This window comes from Novosphingobium sp. HNCC26DJ243 (genome assembly GCF_057180545.1).
Genome location: NZ_JBXUGN010000002.1, coordinates 479,484 through 504,831, shown reverse-complemented (window position 1 = coordinate 504,831; position 25,348 = coordinate 479,484). Strand labels below are relative to the sequence as shown.

The following is a 25,348-nucleotide window of genomic DNA, read 5'->3' as shown; positions in this document are numbered from 1 at the left end:
TCGCGCAGCCATCATGAGCAGCCAAACCCCACAAGCTATTCGCGGCACCCAGGACATCTTCGGTGCAGATGCCGAAGCGTTCGCCTTCGTAGTCGAGACCTTCGAGCGCGTGCGCAAGCTCTACCGCTTCCGCCGCGTCGAGATGCCGGTGTTCGAGAAGACCGCCGTGTTCAGCCGCTCGCTGGGCGAGACGACCGACGTCGTTTCCAAGGAAATGTACAGCTTCGACGATCGCGGCGGGGAATCGCTCACCCTGCGCCCGGAATTCACCGCCGGGATCGCGCGCGCCTACCTGACCGATGGCTGGCAGCAGTACGCACCGCTCAAGGTCGCCACGCACGGCCCGCTGTTCCGGTATGAGCGCCCGCAGAAGGGGCGCTACCGCCAGTTCCACCAGCTCGACGCCGAGATCATCGGCGCGGGCGAGCCGCAGGCGGACGTCGAACTGCTCGTCATGGCCGACCAGCTGCTCAAGGAACTGGGCATTCAGGACGGCGTGACGCTCCAGCTGAACACGCTGGGCGACGGCGCCAGCCGCGATGCCTGGCGCGCGGCGCTGGTCGACTACTTCCGCGCCGTGAAGGGCGATCTTTCGGAAGATTCGCAAGACCGCCTCGAACGCAACCCCTTGCGCATCCTCGATTCCAAGGACCCGCGCGACAAGCCGTTCACAGCCGATGCGCCGAAGATCGACGATTACCTGAGCGGGGAAGCACAGGACTTCTTCGCCAAGGTCACCGGCGGGCTGGACGCCGCAGGCGTTGCATGGACCCGCGCCCCGGCCCTGGTCCGCGGCCTCGACTACTACCGCCACACCGCGTTCGAATTCGTCACCGACCGTCTGGGCGCACAAGGCACCGTGCTGGGTGGCGGCCGTTATGACGGGCTGATGGAAGCGCTGGGCGGCTCGGCCACCCCTGCGGTCGGCTGGGCTGCGGGGATTGAGCGGTTGGCGATGCTGGTGGGTGGTGCAGGGCACAAGTTCAATAATCGCCTTCAAGTTGTGCTTGCCGTAGAAGACGATGCGGCTCTGAATTACGCAACACGGTTACTCGCTGAATTGAGGCGGGCAGATTTTGTGGCTGACATGGTTGCCGCTGGATCACCTCGCAAGCGGTATGACAAAGCCGTAAAGCTCGACGCGGAATGCCTGCTTGTTGTCGGCATGCAAGAGGGTGTTCCAATGTCCAAGATACGTTCCAGTCCGATTTCACCGTTGGGCGAGCGCTTTGAGAAATTTATGGAATCTTGGGGTAGATGAGTGTTGATACCCGTCACCCTGAACTTGTTTCAGGGTCCATCTCTCCCCCCGCACGGACATCGCCTGCGGAGGGACGGATGCTGAAACAAGTTCAGCATGACGTGCTTCCTTGTGTGGCCAGCACAACCTGCCCCTCCCCCTTGAGGGGGAGGTTGGGTGGGGGTGTGCCCATGCAAGCCTGGACGCACGGCGTTGCCGCGCTCCCCCGCCCCCTGCCCCTCCCCGCCGGGGAGGGGGGAATTGTGTCATGTCGGTAAGCGACACCCGCCTCGGCCACCTCACGCACCGTTTCGCTGAGCTCGAAGCGCGGCTGGCGTCGGGCACGCTGGAGGGCGCGGACTTCATTGCCGCCAGCCGGGACTATGCGGAGCTCGAACCCGTCGCCCGCATCGCGCAAGAGATCGCCGCGATGCGCGAGGAGCTGGTCAGCCTTGCCGCGCTCGACGATCCCGACATGCGCGAACTGGCGGACGAGGAGCTTTCCCGCATTCGCGCCGAACTGCCGGATGCCGAACGCCGGCTCGCGATTGCCATGCTGCCGCGCGATGCGGCGGACGTGCGCCCGGCCATGCTCGAAATTCGTGCGGGCACCGGGGGCGACGAGGCCGCGCTTTTTGCCGCCGATCTGTTCCGCATGTACGAGAAGTATGCCGCCGAGCAGGGCTGGAGGGTGGAAGTCGTCTCGGTCAACGCCAACGATATCGGCGGCTACAAGGAAGTGGTCGCCAACGTGGCGGGCAATGGCGTTTTCGCCAAGCTGAAGTTCGAGAGCGGCGTACACCGCGTGCAGCGCGTGCCCGTGACCGAGAGCGGCGGGCGCATCCACACGTCTGCCGCGACCGTGGCGGTCCTGCCCGAGCCCGATGAGGTGGACGTGCGGATCGAGGACAAGGATCTCAAGATCGATGTCTACCGCGCCAGCGGCGCGGGGGGGCAGCATGTGAACACCACCGACTCCGCCGTGCGCATCACTCACTTGCCCACCGGCACGGTCGTCACCTGCCAGGACGGGCGCAGCCAGCACAAGAACAAGGACAAGGCGATGCAGGTCCTGCGCGCGCGCCTGTTCGAAGCGCAGCGCGATGCCGCGCAGGGCGAGGAGGCCGAGGCGCGCAAGGCGATGGTCGGATCGGGCGACCGGTCAGAACGCATTCGCACCTACAATTTCCCACAGGGCCGCGTGACCGACCACCGCATCAACCTGACGCTCCACCGCCTGCCCGAAGTGCTGGAAGGCACCGGCCTTGGCGAGATGATCGACGCGCTGATTGCCGAGGATCAGGCCAAGCGGCTGGCCTCGATGGATGGGTGAGGTGCTTGAGCGCGGCCTTCGACAAGCCCGGGCCGAACGGGCTTCAGATTTAAACGGGCACCAACATCCGTTAGTGCTGAGCCTGTCGAAGCACGCGCGCCGCATATGACCGTCGCCGAAGCCATTCGCGATGCGGCAACCCGCCTCGCCCCTGCCAGCGACACCGCGCGGCTCGATGCTGAAGTGCTGATGGCCCATGCGCTGGGCTGTTCGCGCTCGGACCTGTTGCTGCGGCACATGACCTGTGCGGCGCCAGCGTCGTTCGCACCGCTCGTCGAACGCCGCATGGCCCACGAACCCGTTGCCTACATTGTCGGCGCGCAGGAGTTCTATGGCCTTGAACTGGCAGTATCTTCCGCCGTCCTGATCCCACGCGGCGACAGCGAAACGCTGATTGAGGCCGCGCGCGAAAGTCTGGACGAGAGTCCGCCGCGACGCATCCTCGATCTGGGCACGGGATCGGGCGCGCTGCTTTTGGCGGCGCTGTCGATCTGGCCCGAAGCCGAAGGGATCGGTATCGATCGTTCGCCCGATGCGCTCGCCGTGGCAACGGCCAATGGCCGGCGTCATGCCCTCACGGCACGGTTCCGGCAGCGGGACTGGACTCAGGCGGGATGGGAGGATGGGCTCGGCACGTTCGATCTCGTCCTGGCGAACCCCCCTTATGTCGAGGATGCTGCCGATCTTGCCCCTTCGGTGCGCGCGCACGAGCCAGCGGGCGCGCTGTTTGCGGGGCCCGACGGACTGGACGACTACCGGCTGCTTATCCCGCAATTGGCCGGCCTGCTTGTCCCCGCAGGCATTGCCATGGTCGAGATCGGCTGGACGCAGGATGCCGCCGTGATGGCGCTGGCGGAGGCGTCGGGCATGACTGCAAAGCTGCATCGCGATCTGGCGGGGAGGCCGCGCGCTGTCGAAATGGCAAAAAGGCGCAATATTCCTCTTGGCAAGGCCGGGGCTGGCGACTAATCATGACAACAGGCAAGGAACGGATGAAGGCTTCCCGTCCTGGCCAACTCCACCATTTGCAGGGATGAACGGCCAAAGGGGCCGGGACGAGCGCAGATGCTGGGAACCCCGATTCGCCCATCGAAAACGTGGAGCGGGACGGTGGCGGAGGGTTCTGCGGCAAACGGATTGCACGGCAATTTTGTTCAAACCTGCATACCCGATGGGCCGCCCCAAACAAGGAAGTGCCTGAGTTGAATAACAATCGTGGTAACAACCGCCGTCGCGGGCGCAGCAACAATGGTCGCCCGCAGAATGGTGGACAGCAGCTCAACCGGATCGACAGCCGCGCCCGGGGCAATGCCCCGCAGATGCTGGAGAAGTATCGCAAGCTCGCGCAGGACGCCCACCTCAACGGTGACCGCGTGCAGGCAGAATATTACCTGCAATTTGCCGACCACTATTTCCGCGTGATCGCCGACACCCGCGTCCGCCAGGAAGAGCAGCGCAATCGCCAGAACGGCGGCAGCGGCGAACGCTGGTCCGAACAGGACGGCGAGGACGACAGCAACGACTTCAGCGTCGAAGGCGATTTCCCGGCTTTCGACCGCCCGCCTTCGCGCCAGGAGCGCGAACCGCGCGAGGAACGTGAAGAGCGTCCCCGCGAAGACAGGCCGCGCTACGAAGATCGCCCGCGTCAGGATCGCCAGCGTGATGATCGTCCCCGCGAGGATCGTTCGCGCGATGACCGCCCCCGCGACGATCGTCCGCGTGATGACCGTCCCCGTGATGACCGTCCGCGCGAGAACCGCCGTTTTGACCGCAAGCGCGATCGCGACGGCGAAGTCGAGGCAGTTGCCCCGATGCCCGGCGAAGGCGTTCCGGCCATCGAAGGCGAACCCATCGCCGATGTGACCGACAATCCATTCGTTCGCGACAATCGTGGCAGCCGTGGCCTGCGCCCGCGCACCGAGCGTCGCCCGCGTCGCGATGCTGCACAGGATGACGCTCCGGCGGTATTCGATCCGTCGAGCCTGCCGCCCGCAATCAACGTGCGCAGCGAGCCCGAAGCGGAACCAGCCGCGGCACCCGTAGCAGAAGATGCGCCCCCGGCGCCCAAGAAGCGTGGCCGGCCGCGCAAGAACCCGCTGCCCGAAGCCAGCGAAGCGTGATGCGTCAGGGGCTGGCCGCTTGCGGTCGGCCCCGGCACACCCCATAGCAGGCGGGCATGCTGCGACTTCGCCCGATCCCCCGCCCGCACCTCTACACCATCGCTGCAGGCGGCCTTGCCGCAACCGGTTTCGCGCCGCTCGGCCTGTGGCCGCTGACGCTGGCCGCGCTCGCGTGGCTCGTCCACCGTCTCGACGTGACGAAAAGCTGGCGACAGGCGCTGCTGTGCGGCTGGCTGTTCGGGCTGGGCCTGTTCACCGTCGGCAACGGCTGGATCGCAACGGCCTTCACCTATCAGGCAGAAATGCCATCGTGGCTCGGCTGGCTGGCAGTCGCGCTGCTCGCGATCTACCTTGCGGTCTATCCCGCCTTGGCAACGCTGGGTGGCTGGTGGCTGGCGCGGACGCGACGCGCCGCCTTGCTGCCGTCCTTTGCCGCCTGCTGGATCGTGGCGGAATGGTTGCGTTCGTGGGTGTTTACCGGGTTTGCCTGGAACCCGCTGGGGATGGTCACGCTCGGCGGGTTCGAGCGTCCGGGCCTTGCCCTGCTTTCCCAATGGACAGGCACCTATGCGCTCTCGGGGCTTGTCGTCCTGCTGGGAGGCTGGTGGTTGTTTGCACTCAGGGCATGGGCCAAGGGACAGAAGGCCGGCGCTCTTGCCTATGTGATGGGCCCTGCCCTCCTGATGGTCCTGCCGCTCCACGGCGAGCGGCGCGAAGGAACACTTCCGTTCACGCTCGTCCAGCCCGACGTGCGGCAGGAACTGCTGGCCGATCCTGCAAACTTCGAAAGCCAGTTCCGCACCACCGCCAACCTGTCGCTCGCGCGCAAGCCGGGCGAAAGGCGCCTTGTGCTCTGGCCTGAAAGCGGCGTGCCCGATTTCCTTCGTCCCGGTTACGCACCTTACTGGTACGAGGAGACGACCTTTGCGGCCGATCCGGCGCTGGCGCGCGAACGCATCGGCCGCGTCGCCGGGCCCGGCGCCCTGCTGCTGACGGGCACGACCGACCTTGCCATGCAGGGGCAGCGGGTTGCGGGGGCCTACAACGTGGTTACCGCGCTCGACAGCGCGGGTAATATTCGCGGCAGTTATGCCAAGGCGCATCTCGTGCCCTATGGCGAATACCTGCCGATGCGCGCGCTGCTCGAGCCGCTGGGCCTGACACGTCTGGTTGCCGGCAGCATCGACTTCCTGCCGGGTCCCGGCCCACGCACGATCGACTTCGGTGCCCACGGCAAGGCCGGGGTCCAGATCTGCTACGAAATCATCTTCTCGGGCCAGGTCGTCGATCGCAGCCACCGCCCCGATTATCTGTTCAATCCTTCGAACGATGGCTGGTTCGGGGCCTGGGGCCCGCCGCAACATCTGGCGCAGGCACGCATGCGCGCGATCGAGGAAGGCCTGCCGGTCCTGCGCGCGACCACGACCGGGATCAGCGCCGTGGTGGATGCCGATGGCGTCGTACGCCAGTTCCTGCCCCAGCATCGCGCAGGCCGGATCGACGGCAAGGTCCCGCCACCCCATGCGCCCACCCTGTTTGCCCGGCAGGGCAATGCGCTCGCGCTTGTCTGGGCGACAGTTCTTCTTTTCATCGCGCTGGTTGCAACGGCGGCGCGGAGACGCTAAGCGAGAAGTGACATAAAGGTTTCTTTATATAGGCCAGAAGCCTCTAGATAGGATCGCCGATGCGCACCGATTACCTCTTCACTTCCGAATCCGTTTCCGAAGGCCACCCGGACAAGGTTTCCGACCAGATCAGCGACGCCATCGTCGACCTGTTCCTGTCGAAGGACCCCGAGGCGCGCATCGCGTGCGAAACCCTGACCACGACGCAGTTGGTCGTCCTCGCCGGCGAAATCCGCTGCAAGGGCGTCTATGAGAACGGCGCATGGGCTCCCGGCGCGCAGGAAGAGATCGAAAAGGCGGTACGCGATACGGTCAAGCGCATCGGTTACGAGCAGGACGGTTTCCACTGGGAGCGCCTCGAGTTCATCAACCGCCTCCACGGCCAGTCGGCCCACATCGCCCAGGGCGTCGATGCCGGCGACAACAAGGACGAGGGCGCGGGCGATCAGGGCATCATGTTCGGTTACGCCACCGACGAGACGCCCGACCTGATGCCGGCGACGCTCTACTACAGCCACAAGATCCTCGAACGCATGGCCGCCGACCGCCACTCGGGCGCGGCACCGTTCCTCGAGCCGGACGCCAAGAGCCAGGTCACGCTGCGCTATGAAGGCTCGCTGCCCGTGGCCGCAACCGCGGTCGTCGTCTCGACCCAGCACGCACCGGGCTATGACGAGGGTGCCAAGGAAGCCGAGCTGCACGAATACGTGAAGCGCGTGATCGCCGAGGTGATCCCTCCGGTTCTCCTGCGCGAGACGACCTACTACATCAACCCGACCGGATCGTTCGAGATCGGCGGCCCCGATGGCGATGCCGGCCTTACCGGCCGCAAGATCATCGTGGACACCTACGGCGGCGCATCGCCCCACGGCGGCGGCGCGTTTTCGGGCAAGGACCCCACCAAGGTTGACCGTTCGGCGGCCTACATCACCCGCTATCTCGCCAAGAACGTGGTTGCGGCGGGCCTTGCCACGCGTTGCACGATCCAGATCGCCTATGCCATCGGCGTATCCGAGCCGCTGTCGCTCTATGTCGACACGCATGACACCGGCACCATCGGCGACGACAAGATCGAGGCCGCGATCAAGGGCATTGCCAAGCTCGGCGGCCTGACCCCGCGCGCGATCCGCACGCATCTTGGCCTGAACAAGCCGATCTACCAGCCAACCGCAGCCTACGGCCACTTCGGCCGCAAGGCGGACGGCGATTTCTTCCCGTGGGAACGTCTGGATCTCGTCGACGATCTCAAGGCCGCGCTGGCCTGATCTTGCGCGAAGTCTGACCTTGCAAGCGGCCCGCTTCCCACCGGAAGCGGGCCGTTTTGCGTGATGGGTTTCATCTCCGCTTTCCTACAAGGCCTCTGGCCCGCCACCACTCTGGCTTTTTGGAGCCAGCCGGATGCGCGCACTCACTCCCCGGATCGCCCTCGAACTGATCGCCCACGAGGGCATCGTGACCGAGGCCTACAAGGACAGCGTTGGTGTCTGGACCTGGAGTGTTGGGGTGACCGACGCTTCGGGCCACAAGGTCTTTCCACGCTACCGTGACAAGCCCCAGCCGCTGGAGCACTGCATCGGCGTCTATCTGTGGCTGCTGCGCGAACGATACCTGCCGCCCGTGCTCGCCGCATTTGGCCCCCATGATCCGACCGAGGAGCAGCTGGGTGCGGCACTGTCGTTCCACTGGAACACAGGCGCTATCGGCCGCGCGAGTTGGCTGCGCCGCTTCATCGAGCGCGATATTGCCGGCGCCCGCTCTGCAATGCTCGATTGGGCGCGCCCGGCCGCTGTCCTGCCGCGACGCCGCAAGGAACAGGCGCTGTTTTTCGACGGACAGTGGAGCAATGATGGCACCGCGACCGTCTATGGCGTCGCCAAGCCCTCATATCGTCCGGGAGAAGCCAGGAAGGTGGAGATCCGCACGCTGGTCGAGCGTCTTTGCAAGGCAGAACCGGCTACAAGATCATGGTTCGACCGCATCTTTTCCTGAAAGGCACTGCCCCTGCGCACATGTGCGCAATCGGTAATGGCGAGTTGGTTCCAAGACTATCGCCAATCCGGACTAAGCGCACGATAGACCGTTCTGCCGGGCCTTTGCGCGGGATTCGCAATGCGTTACCTATGTTAAAGACACATAAACCGGGTTCGGGGTAACGCAGTTCGCATGAAGTTTCGCACCGCCAGGATCATTGCTGCCCTGCTGACCGCAGCGCCGGCGCTCGTTGCCACGGTCCCGGCCGTGCAGAGCCGGGCGCAGATTTCGGTTCAGGATCAGCGCGACCAGATCATCCAGCAGCAGGTTGCGGCGATCGCCGCCGAAAGCGCTGGCCGAATCGGCGTTGCCGCGATGGATCTCGATGGCGGCGGCCAGATCTTCATCAATGGTGACATGCCGTTCCCGATGGCCAGTACGGCCAAGGTCGCAGTGGCAGCCACATTCCTTGAGCAGGTCGAAAAGGGCACCTACCGGCTCGATCAACAGTTTCCGATGATGATCCCGGTTCGCGAGACCGGCACCCGCAGTGCCGAAGCGCCGCTTCGTCCCGGTGAGGTGATGACCGCGCAGAGCCTCATGGAGCTGATGATCACCCGCAGCCACAACGAGGCGACCGATGGCCTGATTCGCGCTGTCGGCGGGTTCGAGAATGTCAACAACTGGCTTTCACGCAAGGGCATCAGCGGCCAGCGCCTCGATCACACGATGGCCACGCTTGTCCGTGACGATGGCAAGGTCGATCCTGCGCGCGTCATCGATACCCGCACGTCCAGCACGCCTCGCGCGATGATCGCGCTTCTTGCCGCGATAGACCGCGGGGGTGTTCTGGCGCCGGAAAGCCGCGCTGTCCTGCTCGATACGATGACGCGCACCAGCACCGGCAAGACGCGTATCCGCGCAGGCGTGCCTGAAGGCACGCTGGTGGCGCACAAGACGGGTACGCTCGCAGGCGTCACCGACGATGTCGGCATCGTGCGCCTGCCCGACGGTCGGCATCTGGCAGTGGCCTTCTTCGTGACCGGTCCTGAAGGCCACGCTGCCCACGCCCGGCTGATCTCGCGCATGATGCGCACGATTTACGATGGCTACAGCACGCCGCTGGTCAAGAGCACGCAGGACCTCGTCCGCCGCTGAGGCGCCTTGCGCCCGACTCAACAGTGATGCTCTGTCCTCTCGCTGCAGCTCGCGGCGGCGGTGTTGCGTGCGTCACGCACGGATAGCGAGCAACGGCGGGGCAAAGAGAAAGGGGCGCGGCCCGAAGACCACGCCCCTTCTATCTCATGTAATCTGCCGGAAGGCAGAGATTACATAGCAGCTTCCGAAGCATCGGCAGCAGCTTCCGAAGCAGCGCCCGAAGCGTCAGCAGCGGCGCCCGAGGCGTCAGCAGCAGCTTCGGTGGCTTCCATAGCAGCTTCGGTAGCTTCTTCAGCCGGCTTTTCCGAGCAGCCAGCGAGAGCGAAGGCAGTGCCGGCGACGGCGGCGAGGATGAGCTTGCGCATGTTACAATCCCTGGATTGAAGTGAACCGCGCCGGGCAAGCAGCCCGCCGCAAAGCCTACTCAGCCGGTAGACTTCGCGACCCAATTAATCGGCAATTCATCGCCTTGCAAGCAGAAGACGAATGCATCTCGTCGCAACCTGCCTATCGCACGGGCCGGAATGCCTTTTTTTTGCCTGATTCCGGCGCGTTCAAGCGCCCTGCGCACGCGTCGAAATGTTGTAACATACCTCTGCAGCAATCCCGATGACGCGGCCTTCGCCCCCTGCTAACACGCCGTGATGGACGAAAAACAGCATCTCTACCTGGTCGACGGCTCGGCCTACATCTTCCGCGCCTACCATCGCCTGCCCCCGCTCACGAACCCTCAGGGAACCCCTGTCGGCGCGGTCTATGGCTATACCACGATGCTGTGGAAACTTGCCGAGGACCTGCACAAGGCCGATGGCCCGACGCACCTGGCCGTGATCCTCGACAAGGCCGGCACCTCATTCCGCAACGACTTGTACGATCAGTACAAGGCCAATCGCCCGCCGCCGCCCGAAGATCTGGTCCCCCAGTTCCCGCTGATCCGCGATGCCACGCGCGCCTTCAGTCTCGCCTGCATCGAGGAGGACGCGCTCGAGGCCGACGACCTCATCGCCTCTTATGCCCGCGCTGCATCCTTGCGCGGCTGGGACGTGACGATCGTCTCGTCCGACAAGGACCTGATGCAGCTTGTCGGCAAATGCGCCGAAGGCGGCGGCTGCATCGACATGCTCGACACGATGAAGAATGCGCGCATCGACATTCCCGAAGTCGTCGAGAAGTTTGGCGTTCCACCGGAAAAGGTCGGCGATGTCCTCGCCCTGATGGGCGATTCGGTCGACAACGTGCCCGGCATCCGCGGCATCGGCCCCAAGACCGCGACGAAATTGATCCAGGAACACGGCGATCTCGAAGCGGTGCTTGCCGCCGCGCCGACGATGAAGGCGGGGAAGCTGCGTGACAGCCTGATCGAACAGGCCGACATGGCGCGCCTTTCGCGCGTGCTTGTCCAGCTCAAGGAAGATTGCCCGCTTCCGGTCGCGCTTGACGATTTCAAGCTGGGCCAGATCCCGCGCGATCCCCTGGCGAGCTTCCTCGAGGAACACGGCTTCACCAGCCTGCTGCGCCGGCTCGACGGGGGACAGGGCAGCCCTGGCCCCAAGACACAGCTCAACCCGGCCAAGCCCGAGAACAGCGCCGCGCCTGCGCGCAGCGAAGGCACCGCGCGTTCGCTGCCTTCGTGGCCCGCGCCCGATCTGTCGGCTTATGCCTGCGTGCAGTCGGCAGGCGAGCTCGAGCAATGGATCGCCCGCGCTTTCGAGGCGCGCGTTGTCGCGATCGATACCGAAACCAGTGCGCTCGATTCGATGCGTGCGGATCTTGTCGGTGTCAGCCTCGCGCTCGGGCCCAACCAGGCCTGCTACATCCCGCTCGGCCACGGCGGAACCGACATGTTCGCCGAACGCCCGGTGCAGATCGACAAGGCCACCGCCATCGCCATGCTCAAGCCGCTGCTGGAAAGCGACGCGGTGCTCAAGGTCGGCCAGAACATCAAGTACGACCTCAACGTGCTTGCGCGCAGCGGCATCCAAGTGGCGCCCATCGACGATACCATGGTCATGAGCTTCTGCCTCGATGCCGGACGCGGCGAAACCGGCGTTGCCGGCCACGGCATGGATGAATTATCCCATCGCCACCTCGGCCACGCCACGATGACCTTCAAGGACCTGTGCGGCAGCGGCAAGAAGGCCATAACCTTTGCCGAGGTGCCGCTGGCAGACGCCACGCGCTACGCGGCCGAGGACGCCGACATAACATGGCGCCTGCACCGCCTGTTCAGCCCCCGCCTTGCCGAGGAAGGCGGCAGCCGCGTCTACCAGCGCGTCGACCGTCCGCTGGTACCGGTGGTCGCCATGATGGAGCGTAACGGCATCAAGGTGGACCGGGAGCGCCTGTCAGGCCTTTCAACCGAGTTCGCCACCCAGATCGCGCGGCTCGAGGGCGTGATCCACGAGAAGTGCGGACAGAGCTTCACCATCGGCAGTCCCAGGCAGTTGGGCGAGATCCTGTTCGACAAGCTCGGATACAAGGGCGGGAAGAAGGGCAAGACCGGACAGTATTCCACCGACCAGTCAGTGCTGGAGGGCCTTGCCGCGCAAGGGGCCGAGGTCGCCACGCTCGTGCTCGAATGGCGACAGCTTTCGAAGCTGAAGTCCACTTATACCGACGCGCTGCAGGCCGCGATCAACCCAGCCACGGGTCGCGTCCACACCAGCTACAGCCTGGTCGGCGCGCAGACCGGGCGTCTGTCGTCGAATGATCCCAATCTGCAGAACATCCCGATCCGCACAGAGATCGGCCGCCAGATCCGCGATGCCTTCGTCGCCGAACCGGGCAACGTCCTGCTCGCAGCGGACTACAGCCAGATCGAGCTGCGTCTTGCCGCCCACATGGCCGACGTGCCTGCGCTCAAGGAGGCCTTTGCTGCAGGCGAGGACATCCACGCCCGCACCGCGATGGAGATGTTCGGTACTGTCGATCGCGACACGCGCGGCCGTGCCAAGACGATCAACTTCGCAATTCTCTACGGCATCAGCCGCTGGGGCCTTGGCGGCAGGCTCGGCGTCGGCGCGGACGAGGCGCAGGCGATGATCGACCGGTACTTCGAACGCTTCCCCGGCATCCAGCGCTACATCCACGAAACGCTCGAGAGCGTGCGCGAGCGCGGCTATTCGGAAACGCTGTTCGGCCGCAAGACCTGGTTCCCGCGCATCAGTTCGAAGAACCAGGCCGAGCGCCAGGGGAGCGAGCGCGCTGCGATCAACGCCCCGATCCAGGGCACCAGCGCCGACATCATCAAGCGCGCCATGGCCCGCATGATGCCCGCGCTGGCTGAAGCGGGCCTGCCGAACGTCAGGATGCTGCTGCAGGTCCACGACGAACTGGTGTTCGAACTGCCCGAAGGCGACGTCGAGGCGGCACGGCCTGTGATCGAGCGGGTCATGGCGACTGCGGCCGAGCCGTCGGTCAAGCTGACCGTGCCGCTGGGCGTGGAAATCGGCACCGGACTGTCATGGGGCGCAGCGCACTAGAGTGCTTTCAGTCAAGCGCCGCGAACCGTGCCAGGTCGTCCGTGCGGAGCATCAACACGTCCTCGTTGGGCACCGAGTTGGTCAGCGCGTAGAAGGCTGCGGCCTTGTCGGGGCTGAGCCCCATCTCGCGATAGTAGGCAAGATAGGCCTTGTTGACCGAAGCGTCGGCGGCAAAGTCGCCGGGTTCGTGGCCGTCCTCATCGATCCATGAATGGACGACGAAGGCGGCGTCGGGCGCCGCACTGCGGTTGGCACCGGCAAGGAACAGCTCGACCGCGCCCGAACGCACCGAGCCGTGCGCGGGCACGTGGGTCGCAATGCCCTGCGCTCGGATCATCCGGCCCAGGCGCAGGTTCGCGTAATCGTCCACCGTGCCCGGGCAATCGGCCATTTCCAGCACGCGGATGCCGGGGTAGGCGCGGAGCATCTTGGCAAAGTCTGCCGGCGAATAGGAATCAGTCTCTGCCACGAGCGCGGCGCGCGTGGAGTCGATCACCTCGAACGCTCCGAAGCTGGCGATGCCGTTTCGCGCCGGGCCATCGTGCAGCCCGACAAGGCGCTCCGAGCCCGGCTCCTCGACCTCGACCACCGTGGTCTCGGTCCAGGTTACGCCATCCTCTACCCAGGTGCGCGTCGAGACCTCGCGCGCCGACACAATCGGCTGGCAGGCCAGAAGCGCGGTAAGGGCAGGAAGGATCAAGCGGCGGAGCATATCCCTCCATCCGCGCGCGGGCCTTGCCGAATTGCCAAGGGAAACGGTTAAATTGCCTTCACCATCTTTTCCCGCTGCCTGCCTGATGCTTCGGAAATGGCGGTATTGCGCCTTCGCCGCTTCCCACCGCGCAATCACTCAGCAATGACCGCAGGATCAGTACGGAGCTTGCATGGTCGCGCTTGTATCGACAGTTGCCTATCTCGGGCTCGAAGCGCGATCTGTGGAAGTGCAATGCCAGGTTGCGCCCGGAATGCCCGCGTTCAAGCTGGTCGGCCTGCCCGACAAGGCGGTGGGCGAAAGCCGCGAGCGGGTGCAGTCGGCACTGTCTGCCTTGGGCCTTGCCCTGCCGCCCAAGCGGATCACCGTGAACCTCTCGCCCGCCGACCTGCCCAAGGAAGGCTCGCACTATGACCTGCCGATCGCGCTTGCGCTGCTCGCCGCCATGGGCGTGGTCGATCTCGAACAGATCGCCGATTACGTCGCCGTGGGCGAACTCGCACTGGATGGCCGCGTCCTGCCATCGCCCGGCGTGCTGCTTGCAGCGCTCCATGCCAGCGGGCAGGACAAGGGGCTGATCTGCCCCGCCGCGCAAGGGCCCGAAGCGCGCTGGGCGAGCGGGATCGACGTGATCGCCGCGCCCGACCTTGTTGGTCTTCTCAATCACCTCAAGGGCACGCACCGCTTGCCCACACCACAGCAGGGCGTGGCGGAAGCACCGCGCCGGGTGGCCGATCTCAAACAGGTGAAAGGGCAGGAAACCGCCAAGCGTGCGCTCGAGATTGCCGCCGCCGGATCGCACAACCTGTTGATGTCCGGCCCGCCAGGTGCGGGCAAGTCGCTGCTCGCCTCGTGCCTGCCCGGCATCCTGCCCGAACTGACGCCGGCAGAGGCGCTGGAGGTATCGATGGTCGCCTCGGTCGCCGGCACGCTCGAGGATGGCCGCATCAGCCGTGCCCGCCCCTTCCGCAGTCCCCACCACTCCGCCTCGATGGCCGCACTGACGGGCGGCGGGCTGAAGGTGCGGCCCGGCGAGGTCAGCCTGGCGCATCTGGGGGTTCTGTTCCTCGACGAATTGCCCGAATTCCAGCGCGCGGTGCTCGATTCGCTGCGCCAGCCGCTGGAGACGGGCGAAGTCACGGTCGCGCGCGCCAATGCCCACGTGACCTTCCCCGCGCGGGTGCAGCTGATCGCGGCGATGAACCCTTGCCGCTGCGGCCACCTCGGCGATCCGGCGCTGGGCTGCAGCCGCGCGCCGCGCTGCGCCGCCGATTACCAATCGAAGGTTTCAGGCCCCCTGCTCGACCGGATCGACCTTCACGTCGAGGTCGATCCGGTTTCCGCCGCCGATCTTGCCTTGCCACCGCCTGCCGAAGGGTCCGACCAGGTTGCAGCACGCGTCGCCAAGGCCCGCGCGATCCAGACTGTACGGCTCGAAGGCACGGGCCGGCGCAGCAATGCCGAACTCGACGCCGACCTGCTCGATTGCCATGCCACGCCTGACGAACCGGGCCGCAAGCTGCTGGCCCAAGCCGCCGAAGCGATGCGCCTGTCTGCGCGTGGCTATACCCGGATGCTGAGGGTCGCCCGCACGATCGCCGATCTTGCCGGCACGGAAACCGTGGGGCGCATCCACATCGCCGAAGCGCTCAGCTACCGCAGGGTCGCGCCGAGGGCCTGAGGCGGTTCGGACGAGAACTTGCAGCTACAGACTGCGCCCGATGAAGATCAGCAACATCGCGCCCAGTACCGAGGCGAGGCAGCCCGCGCGATTCACCTTGTCGCCGAACGTCCCGCGTGACCGCGAACTGGCAAGCAGGCCTGCGATCAGCGCGCCGCCAACGCCGAGAAGGATCGTCTTGAACAGGCCGATGTCGACGTCGCCCGGATAGAAGAACCGCGCGAGCACGCCGACGACCAGCCCGGTGAACACGATCGAGATCAGATTCAGCACATTCCTGCTCCATTCCTGTGGACACTTCATATGGTGCCGGTTGACCCCTTCTTGTCCACAATTTGCGCGGGCACCTCAAAATAAATCCGACCAACGCCATTTGCCTCTTGAAGTGCCGCTCTTTCCACGCGTCGCTGCACTGCAACATGACCTTCAGCGCGACGAAGCGAATCGGGCTTGCGACGAATTGAGTCCGCTACAGGATGTTTACCCTCTTGTGTCTCGACAGGGTTGAGGCACTATGGGTTGTGGTCGGGCTTCAGGGGGACCTCTAAACCTAGTTTAGAGAGCTTGGGCGTGTTTTGCGCGCATTGGCATCGCTTTGCCTGCGCGCAGGATGCGAACCGACCGGATACGAATTTCGCGCGAAGGCTGGGCCAAGGGATTGATGTTCCCTGTGTGTTCCATCTTCGCTATGATCGGGAAGCGCTCCCGATTCGATGAAGGACTGATGCCCGGTTGCTTGGCGCGGGCGTTGATACGGGGGTTGCGACGTGGATTTCAGAACTGGAGACGGCGCGGTGGCTGCACAGGATGAACTGGCCCTCAATGCGCAGGAAGCTGGTGAAGCAAAGGCGATGGACATGAACACCAGGGATGCAGGCAGCGATGCACTGGTCGCCGGAATGGCGGCAACGGTCGCTGCGGCCGCTGTCGCCGCCCAGCCGGTCAGCGATTCCAAGAAGGTCAATCCGCGCCGCTTCACGATCGTCACCGACGACAGCCGCGATGCGCGCCTGACCGATTTCGGCAAGGACACGCTGGACGACCGCTATCTCCTGCCCGGCGAGAAGTATCAGGACCTGTTCGCCCGCGTGGCCGATGCCTATGCGGACGACCAGGACCATGCCCAGCGCCTCTATGACTACATCTCCAAGCTGTGGTTCATGCCGGCAACGCCCGTGCTCTCGAACGGCGGCACTGGGCGCGGCCTGCCTATCTCGTGCTATCTCAACTCGGTCGATGACAGCCTTGAAGGCATCGTCGCCACGTGGAACGAGAACGTCTGGCTCGCCTCGCGCGGCGGCGGCATCGGCACCTACTGGGGCAAAGTGCGCGGCATCGGCGAATCGGTCGGTCTCAACGGCAAGACCAGCGGGATCATCCCCTTCGTCCGCGTGATGGACAGCCTGACGCTGGCGATCAGCCAGGGCTCGCTGCGCCGTGGCTCGGCCGCCTGCTACCTTGACGTCAGCCACCCGGAAATCGAGGAGTTCCTCGAAATCCGCAAGCCGTCGGGCGACTTCAACCGCAAGGCGCTGAACCTTCACCACGGCGTGCTGCTGACCGACGAGTTCATGGAAGCCGTGCGCGATGGCGCCGAGTTCCACTTGCGCAGCCCGAAGGACGGCTCGGTCCGCAACACGGTCGATGCGCGCTCGCTGTTCCAGAAGCTGGTCGAGACCCGCCTTGCGACGGGCGAACCCTACATCGTCTTCAACGACACCGTGAACCGCACGATGCCCAAGCATCACCGCGATCTCGGACTCAAGGTCTCGACCTCGAACCTGTGTTCGGAAATCACGCTGCCCACCGGTCGCGACCATCTCGGCAACGATCGCACCGCGGTGTGCTGCCTGTCCTCGCTCAATCTTGAAACCTGGGACGAATGGAACGGCGACAAGCTGTTCATCGAGGACGTGCTGCGCTTCCTCGACAACGTGCTGCAGGACTACATTGATCGTGCGCCTGACGAGATGGCCCGCGCCAAGTACTCCGCAATGCGCGAGCGCTCGGTCGGCATGGGCGTGATGGGCTTCCACTCGTTCCTGCAGATGAAGGGCATCGCCTTTGAATCGGCGATGGCCAAGGCGTGGAACCTCAAGATGTTCCGCCACGTCGCCGCCAAAGCGGACGAGGCATCGCTGATGCTGGCGCAGGAGCGGGGCCCGTGCCCCGATGCTGCCGACATGGGCGTGATGCAGCGCTTCAGCTGCAAGATGGCGATTGCGCCGACCGCGTCGATCTCGATCATCTGCGGCGGCACGTCTGCCTGTATCGAGCCGATCCCGGCGAACATCTACACGCACAAGACGCTGTCGGGCTCGTTCGTGGTCAAGAACCCCTACCTGCAGAAGCTGCTGGCCGACAAATCGAAGGATTCCACCAACGTGTGGAACTCGATCCTCGAGAACGGCGGGTCGATCCAGCACCTCGACTTCCTCAGCCCCGAGGAAAAGGCAGTCTACAAGACCAGCTTCGAGATCGACCAGCGCTGGCTGCTCGAATTTGCGGCGGACCGCACGCCCTATATCGACCAGGCCCAGTCGCTGAACCTCTACATCCCGGCCGACGTCGACAAGTGGGACCTGATGATGCTGCACTTCCAGGCGTGGGAAAAGGGCATCAAATCGCTCTACTACCTGCGCTCGAAGTCTGTACAGCGCGCAGGGTTCGCCGGTGGCGTGGAAGCGGACAACACCGCCGCCGCCCCGGTCATGGAACTCGCCGCCAGCCCGACCGACTACGAGGAATGCCTGGCTTGTCAGTAACTTAGATTCGTTTCTGTGGAAAAACGAATGACTTACGACGACGAAGATTCGTCGACGCCGTTAGTAAACGGTATTTAAGAATTTGGTTCGAGTCGTCTTCGATGCGAATCAAAAGGGGAAGGAAGTCTAGCGACAACCTTCCCCATGCAAGCTGAACGACGAGTTAGACGAGCAGCCCGCGTTGCAGCTTCTGACTCGCATGGCTCGTCGTTCTGGTCAACCTGATGTCTCCGGCATTAGGTGGGAGACCCTGTGGATAAAGCTGTCGATAGCTCTCGGCGGTTCGTCCAACGAGTCAAATCTCATGACTTTGCTTGCATTAACTCCTGCCCAAACGGGATTGCCCGCTGGCTCGAGTTTTCACCGAACGCGTCCGTCCGGGGAGCGGCGCGGCAAGAAAGTCAATGAAATGAATTACTATTCTGCACGCAAGCCTATCGGAACCATCGCTCGCACTGGCGAGACTTGCCCGGAATCGGGCGAGTGGAAGTCGCAGGATACACCTTCGACTACTGCGCCCATCTCGAAGGGCAATCGCATGCCGCCTCATAACGGCAAGGCAGTGTCTTGGAAGCTGATGCGTTACGTCTGATGAGGCCGGAGGGTCTGAACTTCGGACCCTCCAATTTCCGTAAGCATTGACCTCACCCCATGCTAGATATTGGGCTGCCCGGGGATCTTGACGCGATATGTTGTGCGCATAGCCTGTGGATGATGCTTTTCCGTATCTTTCCTGCACTACGATTTGCGGTATCATTCATTAATGATCAGTCGCGCGCCTCCGTTACACTCCGCGACACTTCGCGGCTTGCGCGCTCATGCGACAATCCGCGACAAGACTCCTGCTTGCGTGATCCCTGCCAGGCCCGCTAAGGCAGCTTTGTCTGTTCTTGCGATCAATTCGCAATATCAAAGGGGTTCGTTTCATGCGCAAGTGGCACCGCTGGATCACGGTGTTTTTCGGGGTGTTCATGGTGTGGATGGCCTTCACCGGCGTTGCCAGCCACGTGACCGCACTCTGGCCGTCCGGAGAACAGGCAGGACCGCCGCCCGTGCCGCAAGGCTTCGTCTGTCCCGAAACCATGATGTGCCGGCCCAAGGCACCTCCGGGCGGCATGAAGTCGCTGGTCGGCTGGTTCCACCACCTCCATTCGGGCGAGGAATTCGGGCCTGTGGGCACGGCGATCTCGCTGATGACCGGGCTTGCGCTGATGTTCTTCAGCATCTCGGGGCTGTGGATGTATTATTCCATGTGGAAGAACCGCAAGGATCGCGGGATCAAGCCCGGAATGTTCTGGAAGTAGGGGAGTCGTTGTTTGGTGCGCCCCTGACATCTGTCAGGGGCTTGCGGCAAGGAAAGTCCGGATGGGCTTTCTGTACTCCAGACTGCAAGAAAAACGCCCCGCCGTGTGGCGGGGCGCTCTCCGGCCGCGGGGGGCGACCTGGTCCCGAAGGGGGCGGGACGCGGCAGCCCCACAAGGGGCGGCGGATGCGCCGCGCCCTCCTGCCGGACTTATTCTTCCTCGAGCATGCCCCAGGCGACGTCGCCGTTCGCCGAGAGCCGCACCGTGTCGCCTTCGACTTCGGCAACCAGCCCGCTCGACAGGTAATGATGGTGGCCCGTATGTGTTCCGCCCTCAAAGCCCGCGCCCGAATCCTTCTTGGTCAGCTTGATCCGGCCGCCTTCGACGCCATCGACCGTGCCGATGTGAACGCCGTCCGCGCCGATCACTTCCATGTGCTCGCGAATCTCGCCGGCGCCGCCGCCCTGGTACTGCGACTGCTGGCCCGAATCTGCGCCAAAGCCGCCCTGCTGTCCGCCCGCACCGTCGTCGGACTGGTTCATCTGCGAATCGCCGTTCCAGCGGCCATCGCCCTGCTGCTCGAAGCTGCCGCCGGCCTGCGGACGATTGGCGGCGTTCGTCACCTTGCGCGAGTCTTCGGGTTCGTATTCACCCATGGCATTTCTCCTGAAAATCCGTTGGGATGCGGCATTGCGGAAGGCCCGCGCCGCTCTGCCTGTGAGAACCGCCGCACGCACCGCCCGTTCCTTGGCGCACCACGCCCGAGCGCCAGCCCGCGCGGCGCGTGCGCCAGCCTGCGCGGCCTGCCCACACGGGCAGTGGAAAACCGCCCCGCAATCCCCGGAGAAGGCATGGCCGACGCTTTCGCCGCCCCTCGCCAATCCCTACATTGACAGAATCACCACAGGACACCGCCCATGCCACTTCTTGAAGCCCGCCCGACGTACAAGCCGTTCGAATACCCTTGGGCCTACGAGTTCTGGAAGCGCCAGCAGCAGATCCACTGGATGCCGGAAGAAGTGCCGCTGGGCGAGGATTGCCGCGACTGGGCGCAGAAGATTTCCGAGCATGAGCGCAACCTGCTGACGCAGATCTTCCGCTTCTTCACCCAGGCCGACGTGGAAGTGCAGAACTGCTACCACGAGCAGTACGGCCGCGTGTTCAAGCCGACCGAGGTCAAGATGATGCTCGCCGCCTTCTCCAACATGGAGACGGTGCACATCGCCGCCTATTCGCACCTGCTCGACACCATCGGCATGCCCGAGAGCGAATACGGCATGTTCCTCGAATACGAGGAGCTGAAGGCCAAGCACGATTACCTGCAGACCTTCGGCGTCGACAATGACGAGGACATCGCCCGCACGCTCGCCATGTTCGGCGGCTTCACCGAGGGGCTGCAGCTTTTCGCCTCGTTCGCCATGCTGATGAACTTCCCGCGCTTCAACAAGATGAAGGGCATGGGCCAGATCGTCTCGTGGTCGGTCCGCGATGAATCGCTTCACTGCGAAGGCATCACCAAGCTGTTCCACGCCTTCGTGGCCGAGCGCGGCTGCCTGACCAAGGCGGTGAAGGAAGACATCATCGACTGCTGCCAGAAGACGGTGCGCCTCGAGGACGCCTTCATCGACCTCGCCTTCGAACAGGGCCCGGTTCCGGGGATGAGCGCCAAGGAAATCAAGCGCTACATCCGCTACATCGCCGACTGGCGCCTCGGCCAGTTGGGCTTCCAGCCGATCTACATGATCGAGGACCACCCCCTCCCCTGGCTCGCCCCGCTGCTCAACGGCGTCGAACACGCCAACTTCTTCGAAACCCGCGCCACCGAATACTCCAAGGCCGCCACCCGCGGCGACTGGAACACCGTCTGGAGCAGCTTCGACAGCCGCCGCAAGGCGAAGTCTGTCGCGAACGAGGAAGTCTCGAACGAGGTCGAGGTGGATATGTTTGGCAGCGCGGGGATCGCGGCGGAGTGAGGTGAGTGAACCGGACAGTGGCGCGCAAAATGCGAAAGGGCGTGGAATGACCAATCCGCCTGAGCCACTGTCCGTCCGTTTCGACCAGCATAGCCTGTGGGTCGAACTCAACGACGGCCGCACCATCGGCGTCCCCTTGGCGTGGTTTCCAAGGCTGTTTCATGCGTCGGAGGAAGGCCGGGAAGCTTTTTTCCTGAGCCGTGTTGGCATTTACGACCTGGAAGAGAACATCTTGATCGCGAGATTGCTGACAGGGCGGGCCGATGGCGCGGAGCAGCACATGGCAGCGGCTTAGCTGAAATCTGGAGCTTTGAGTGCCATTTGTGGCAATTGTCACCCCAACTCAAAACCTTTACCGACTGAATTCTCGACCAAGGCCGCAGTCGCAATATTCGGTAAAGCAAGGAACGGCACGGTGAAGTCTTGAAAGGGGGCAAAATTGTGAAAGCGGATGTGGATACAAAATCGCCCCACGGCTTCTTCTTGAGCGAAGAGTCCGTGCGGAAACTTGAAGATATTATTCAAAGCCGGTTAAGAGACGGAGACGATTTCTCCAAATCATTAATCATAAAGCGCGTTGATAACGCCGAAATTACGTATAACTCAACCAATGAACTTGTTTCATTAGAACCCAATGGAAAATTGGATAAAATAAAATTTTTGGAAATATCCTGTTCTTCTAATTTAGGTTCTGCAAAAATCGGATTTGAGACGGGGGGAAAAATCTTATATTAGAATTCAGAGTGATGACAGAGATATAGCATTACTAATATTTGCTGAAATTAAAGAATATTTGAATGCCGAGGTTTCAGTACGCTATCTTGCCAATATTAGTCGAATTGTATCTAGCAACATTTTTCTCCCGGCCTTCATGACGTTAGGATTGCTGTCTTCTGCTTTAGCTGAACGATTTTTTCGCAACACAGGGGACATAGAATTGAAGTCCTCATCTATAGAGGAAAAACTAGACTTTTTAATACAATACTCTCAAGCCAATAGCCCAGCCAAAATGTACGGAGTCTACCCCATAGCTGGTGTGTTTATTTTGATCGTAGCAATACTTGCTATATTTTCTAATAATAGATATTTCCCGATATACACGTTTTTTTGGGGGAAAGAAATTGACCGAATTTCTTCGGCAAAAAGAATAAAGTCTAACGTTTTTTGGGTTATACTTGTAGGACTATTAATTGGTGTGGCATCGTCACTCATCGCGGGTAAGATTTAGAATATTCGAGCGATTTTGACTGTGATATGCTCCCCCTCAGCACCACCCGCTGCGATAGCCTTTCCAGCGCTCCGCCAGCCCTTCGGCCACCAGCGTTTCGCCGAGGCTTTCGCCGCCCCGCGTGATTACACGCAGGGTGCGGCCGTATTTGTCGGTTTCGCGCTCCACCGGTTCGAGCGTGAAGGCACCTTCATTGAGCAGGTCGATCATCCGCGCGGTGGCGGCGTTGCCGAGTTCGCGTTCGGAGGCGCATTGGGCTTCGAAGGTTTCGGGCGTGTTGATGTCGGCAATGCGGATCTTTTCGCCGTGGTAGCGGATGGTGTCGCCATCGATCACGCAGTTCCAGCCCATGCCGCTACACTTGCCGAATGATCCGCTCTCGCGGTCGGTGCCGGTCTTGTCAGGCGCGCTCAGCGAGGTTTTGAGGAACGAGAGCGACAGCGCCGATGCGGCAGGCGGTCCATCGAAGGTATAGACCGCCGTTGCTGCAGCCAGCGGCAGCGCAACCATCAGCAGCTTGAACCAGGCCGGGTCCTTCTTGCGGAACTGGCGGCGGTTGGGCGGACGGCGGCCCTTGAATGGGGACAACCTCGCCGGATTGCGGCGCGGACTTCGGCGGTTTCTGACCATAAGTCATGAACTTACGGCGATCCCGGTTAAGCAATTCCCAATTCCCCCGCCCCGCGTCTATAGAATCCGCATGACCAAATCCCCGATCTCCGGCCAGACTCTCGCGCGGGCTGGCGTTGCAGCCTTGTGCGGCGGGCCGCCTGCAATGCTTGCCGACTGCACGCTGGACGAGGCCGATCTTTCGGGCCTCGACCTTTCGGGCTGGACGTTCGAGCGGTGCAGCCTGCGCCATGCGGACCTGACCGGGGCGAAGCTTGGCGGGACGGCGTGGCAGGCTTGTCGCGCCGCCTTTGCCAACCTCACCGGCGCGGACATTTCCGAAGCGAGCGTTACGGCGAGCGATTTCAACAACGTCTCGCTGCGCCGCGCGAACATCGCCTCGGCGCGCTTTGCCACAACGCGCATGACCGGCGCGGACTTTCAGGGCGCACGGGGCATGGGCTTTGCCTTCGAGGAAGTGCTGCTGGTCGGCGCGCGGCTGGCGGGGCTGTCGTTCCGCAAGGAAACGCTGCGCCGGCTCGACATGGCGCAGGCCGATCTTGCCAAGTGTGATTTTCGCGGCGCGACGTTCGAGGGCTGCGCCCTGCGCGAGGCGAACATGGACGGCGCGCTGTTCGCAGGCGCGGACCTGCGCGGCGCGGACCTTGGCGGGCTGACGCTGGAGGACGCGCGCCTGTTCCGCGGCGCGACGATCTCGCGCGAGCAGGCCGAACAGATGCTGTCCGGCTGGGGCCTGCTGATCCGGTAGGGAAACGAGGGGCAGGCCAGAGCCCGCCCCGGCTGCCTTATTCGGCGTCCATTTCGTAGGCGGTGTGCAGCACGCGGACGGCGAGTTCGGTCTCGTCCTCGTCGATCAGCACCGAGACCTTGATCTCGCTGGTGGTGATCGCCTGGATGTTGATGCCGCGATCAGCCAGCGCGCGGAACATCGTGGCGGCAACGCCTGCGTGGCTGCGCATGCCGACACCGACGACGCTGATCTTGGCGACCTTGCTGTTCGACAGCATGCGGTAATAGCCGATGGTGTCCTTGCGCTCTTCGAGCAGCGCCTGCGCGCGGGCGAGGTCGGCCAGGGGCACGGTGAAGGTCACGTCGGTCTCGCCACGATCCTTGGCGATGTTCTGGATGATCATGTCGACGTTGATGTTCGCAGCCGCCAGCGGCCCGAAGATCGCGGCCACCGCGCCGGGACGGTCGGCGATGCGCGTCAGGGTGATCTTGGCTTCGTTCTTGTCGGCAGCGATGCCGGTGATCAGCTGGCGTTCCATATCAAGTCCTTCGAGCTCTTCGTCAGAGACGATCATCGTGCCGGGGATGGTATCTGCCGCAGGGGCATCGTCGTCGATGAACGAGGACAGCACCTGCACACGCACGCCTTCCTTCATCGCGAGGCTGACCGAACGCGTCTGCAGGACCTTCGAGCCGACCGAGGCCAGTTCAAGCATTTCCTCGTAGGTCACGTTCTTCAGCTTGCGCGCCTTGGCGACGATGCGCGGGTCGGTGGTGTAGACGCCATCGACGTCGGTATAGATGTCGCAGCGATCGGCCTTGACCGCCGCGGCCACGGCCACGGCCGAAGTGTCCGATCCACCACGGCCCAGCGTGGTCACGCGGCCGCCCGGGGTCACGCCCTGGAAGCCGGGGATCACGGCGATTTCGCCGGCGCCCATGCTGGCAAGCAGCGCCTCGGCGTCGATATCCTCGATGCGGGCCTTGGCGTGGGCATCGTCGGTCTTGATCGGCACCTGCCAGCCGAGCCACGAGCGCGCCTTGCAGCCCAGCGCCTGCAGATGCATCGCCAGCAGGCCCGAAGTCACCTGTTCGCCGCTGGCGACGACGACGTCGTATTCGGCGGGATCGTAGAGCGGGTTCGCCTCGCGGCAGAAGCCCACGAGGCGGTCGGTTTCGCCCGCCATCGCCGAGACGACCACGGCCACTTCATGCCCCGCCGCCTGCTGGCGCTGCACGATGCGCGCCACGCGGCGGATGCGCTCGGTCCCGGCCATGGACGTGCCGCCGAATTTCATCACGATGCGGGCCAAGGGCTTGCTCCCAACCTGTCCAACGAAAGAATCTTTCCCGCATGAGCCATGGACCCTGCGGCGCGGGCGCTTTAGGGACGTCAT

Annotated in this window: 22 protein-coding genes; 16 read left to right on the top strand and 6 right to left on the bottom strand. The window is 63.6% G+C overall.

Annotated features, from left to right (window positions below):
- Positions 1 to 13 precede the first annotated feature (13 nt).
- The 8 genes from hisS (at position 14) to AC2A04_RS09930 (ending at position 9,447) form a co-directional block, all read left to right on the top strand.
- Positions 14 to 1,261, top strand: a complete 1,248-nt coding sequence (gene hisS / locus AC2A04_RS09965; protein WP_484212166.1) for a histidine--tRNA ligase — start codon at positions 14 to 16, stop codon at positions 1,259 to 1,261.
- Between the two features lie 247 nt (positions 1,262 to 1,508).
- Entirely contained in the window at positions 1,509 to 2,573 is a 1,065-nt protein-coding gene (gene prfA / locus AC2A04_RS09960; RefSeq protein WP_484212165.1) for a peptide chain release factor 1, read from the top strand.
- Between the two features lie 105 nt (positions 2,574 to 2,678).
- Positions 2,679 to 3,542, top strand: coding sequence for a peptide chain release factor N(5)-glutamine methyltransferase (prmC, locus tag AC2A04_RS09955; RefSeq protein WP_484212164.1), 864 nt, complete (start codon positions 2,679 to 2,681; stop codon positions 3,540 to 3,542).
- Between the two features lie 224 nt (positions 3,543 to 3,766).
- A complete protein-coding gene (locus tag AC2A04_RS09950; protein WP_484212163.1) occupies positions 3,767 to 4,693 on the top strand; it encodes a DUF4167 domain-containing protein in 927 nt (308 codons plus the stop codon).
- Positions 4,694 to 4,749: 56 nt separating this feature from the next.
- The gene (gene lnt / locus AC2A04_RS09945; protein ID WP_484212162.1) at positions 4,750 to 6,318 is read left to right on the top strand and encodes an apolipoprotein N-acyltransferase; all 1,569 of its coding nucleotides are present in this window, start codon (positions 4,750 to 4,752) and stop codon (positions 6,316 to 6,318) included.
- A 59-nt stretch (positions 6,319 to 6,377) separates the two neighbouring features.
- Positions 6,378 to 7,583 carry a methionine adenosyltransferase gene (gene metK, locus AC2A04_RS09940; protein WP_484212161.1) on the top strand — a complete coding sequence of 402 codons (1,206 nt, stop codon included), beginning with the start codon at positions 6,378 to 6,380 and terminating at the stop codon, positions 7,581 to 7,583.
- Positions 7,584 to 7,716: 133 nt separating this feature from the next.
- A complete protein-coding gene (locus AC2A04_RS09935; RefSeq protein WP_484212160.1) occupies positions 7,717 to 8,307 on the top strand; it encodes a lysozyme in 591 nt (196 codons plus the stop codon).
- A gap of 174 nt (positions 8,308 to 8,481) precedes the next feature.
- On the top strand, positions 8,482 to 9,447 hold the full coding sequence (locus AC2A04_RS09930; protein ID WP_484212159.1) for a serine hydrolase: 966 nt from the start codon (positions 8,482 to 8,484) through the stop codon (positions 9,445 to 9,447).
- 170 nt (positions 9,448 to 9,617) lie between these two features.
- Here the strand turns inward: AC2A04_RS09930 and AC2A04_RS09925 are convergent, their stop codons facing one another.
- Complete coding sequence (locus AC2A04_RS09925) at positions 9,618 to 9,812, bottom strand: hypothetical protein (protein WP_484212158.1); 195 nt, start codon at positions 9,810 to 9,812, stop codon at positions 9,618 to 9,620.
- Positions 9,813 to 10,091: 279 nt separating this feature from the next.
- Here AC2A04_RS09925 and polA point away from each other — a divergent pair, with 279 nt between their 5' ends.
- Entirely contained in the window at positions 10,092 to 12,929 is a 2,838-nt protein-coding gene (polA, locus tag AC2A04_RS09920; protein ID WP_484212157.1) for a DNA polymerase I, read from the top strand.
- 7 nt (positions 12,930 to 12,936) lie between these two features.
- Here the strand turns inward: polA and AC2A04_RS09915 are convergent, their stop codons facing one another.
- Entirely contained in the window at positions 12,937 to 13,641 is a 705-nt protein-coding gene (locus tag AC2A04_RS09915) for a hypothetical protein (protein ID WP_484212156.1), read from the bottom strand.
- Between the two features lie 172 nt (positions 13,642 to 13,813).
- Between AC2A04_RS09915 and AC2A04_RS09910 the strand changes: the two genes are divergently transcribed.
- Positions 13,814 to 15,322, top strand: coding sequence for a YifB family Mg chelatase-like AAA ATPase (locus AC2A04_RS09910; RefSeq protein ID WP_484212155.1), 1,509 nt, complete (start codon positions 13,814 to 13,816; stop codon positions 15,320 to 15,322).
- 24 nt (positions 15,323 to 15,346) lie between these two features.
- Here the strand turns inward: AC2A04_RS09910 and AC2A04_RS09905 are convergent, their stop codons facing one another.
- Complete coding sequence (locus AC2A04_RS09905) at positions 15,347 to 15,595, bottom strand: GlsB/YeaQ/YmgE family stress response membrane protein (RefSeq protein ID WP_484212154.1); 249 nt, start codon at positions 15,593 to 15,595, stop codon at positions 15,347 to 15,349.
- Positions 15,596 to 16,089: 494 nt separating this feature from the next.
- Here AC2A04_RS09905 and AC2A04_RS09900 point away from each other — a divergent pair, with 494 nt between their 5' ends.
- Together AC2A04_RS09900 and AC2A04_RS09895 are read left to right on the top strand one after the other, a co-directional pair.
- Positions 16,090 to 18,087, top strand: coding sequence for a ribonucleoside-diphosphate reductase subunit alpha (locus AC2A04_RS09900; protein WP_484212153.1), 1,998 nt, complete (start codon positions 16,090 to 16,092; stop codon positions 18,085 to 18,087).
- A gap of 890 nt (positions 18,088 to 18,977) precedes the next feature.
- Positions 18,978 to 19,391, top strand: coding sequence for a PepSY domain-containing protein (locus tag AC2A04_RS09895; RefSeq protein ID WP_484212152.1), 414 nt, complete (start codon positions 18,978 to 18,980; stop codon positions 19,389 to 19,391).
- Positions 19,392 to 19,600: 209 nt separating this feature from the next.
- On the opposite strand, the gene AC2A04_RS09890 is transcribed toward AC2A04_RS09895, so the two are convergent.
- Complete coding sequence (locus AC2A04_RS09890) at positions 19,601 to 19,825, bottom strand: DUF2171 domain-containing protein (protein ID WP_484212255.1); 225 nt, start codon at positions 19,823 to 19,825, stop codon at positions 19,601 to 19,603.
- A 483-nt stretch (positions 19,826 to 20,308) separates the two neighbouring features.
- Between AC2A04_RS09890 and AC2A04_RS09885 the strand changes: the two genes are divergently transcribed.
- The 3 genes from AC2A04_RS09885 (at position 20,309) to AC2A04_RS09875 (ending at position 22,099) form a co-directional block, all read left to right on the top strand.
- The gene (locus tag AC2A04_RS09885; protein WP_484212151.1) at positions 20,309 to 21,364 is read left to right on the top strand and encodes a ribonucleotide-diphosphate reductase subunit beta; all 1,056 of its coding nucleotides are present in this window, start codon (positions 20,309 to 20,311) and stop codon (positions 21,362 to 21,364) included.
- A gap of 46 nt (positions 21,365 to 21,410) precedes the next feature.
- Positions 21,411 to 21,659, top strand: a complete 249-nt coding sequence (locus AC2A04_RS09880; RefSeq protein ID WP_484212150.1) for a DUF2442 domain-containing protein — start codon at positions 21,411 to 21,413, stop codon at positions 21,657 to 21,659.
- A 128-nt stretch (positions 21,660 to 21,787) separates the two neighbouring features.
- A complete protein-coding gene (locus AC2A04_RS09875) occupies positions 21,788 to 22,099 on the top strand; it encodes a hypothetical protein (RefSeq protein WP_484212149.1) in 312 nt (103 codons plus the stop codon).
- A 529-nt stretch (positions 22,100 to 22,628) separates the two neighbouring features.
- On the opposite strand, the gene AC2A04_RS09870 is transcribed toward AC2A04_RS09875, so the two are convergent.
- Complete coding sequence (locus tag AC2A04_RS09870) at positions 22,629 to 23,180, bottom strand: thermonuclease family protein (RefSeq protein ID WP_484212148.1); 552 nt, start codon at positions 23,178 to 23,180, stop codon at positions 22,629 to 22,631.
- Positions 23,181 to 23,292: 112 nt separating this feature from the next.
- Here AC2A04_RS09870 and AC2A04_RS09865 point away from each other — a divergent pair, with 112 nt between their 5' ends.
- On the top strand, positions 23,293 to 23,970 hold the full coding sequence (locus AC2A04_RS09865; protein ID WP_484212147.1) for a pentapeptide repeat-containing protein: 678 nt from the start codon (positions 23,293 to 23,295) through the stop codon (positions 23,968 to 23,970).
- A gap of 37 nt (positions 23,971 to 24,007) precedes the next feature.
- Here AC2A04_RS09865 and AC2A04_RS09860 read toward each other — a convergent pair whose 3' ends face one another.
- Positions 24,008 to 25,264: an aspartate kinase gene (locus tag AC2A04_RS09860; protein WP_484212146.1), complete on the bottom strand. Its 1,257-nt coding sequence runs from the start codon at positions 25,262 to 25,264 to the stop codon at positions 24,008 to 24,010.
- Positions 25,265 to 25,348 lie beyond the last annotated feature (84 nt).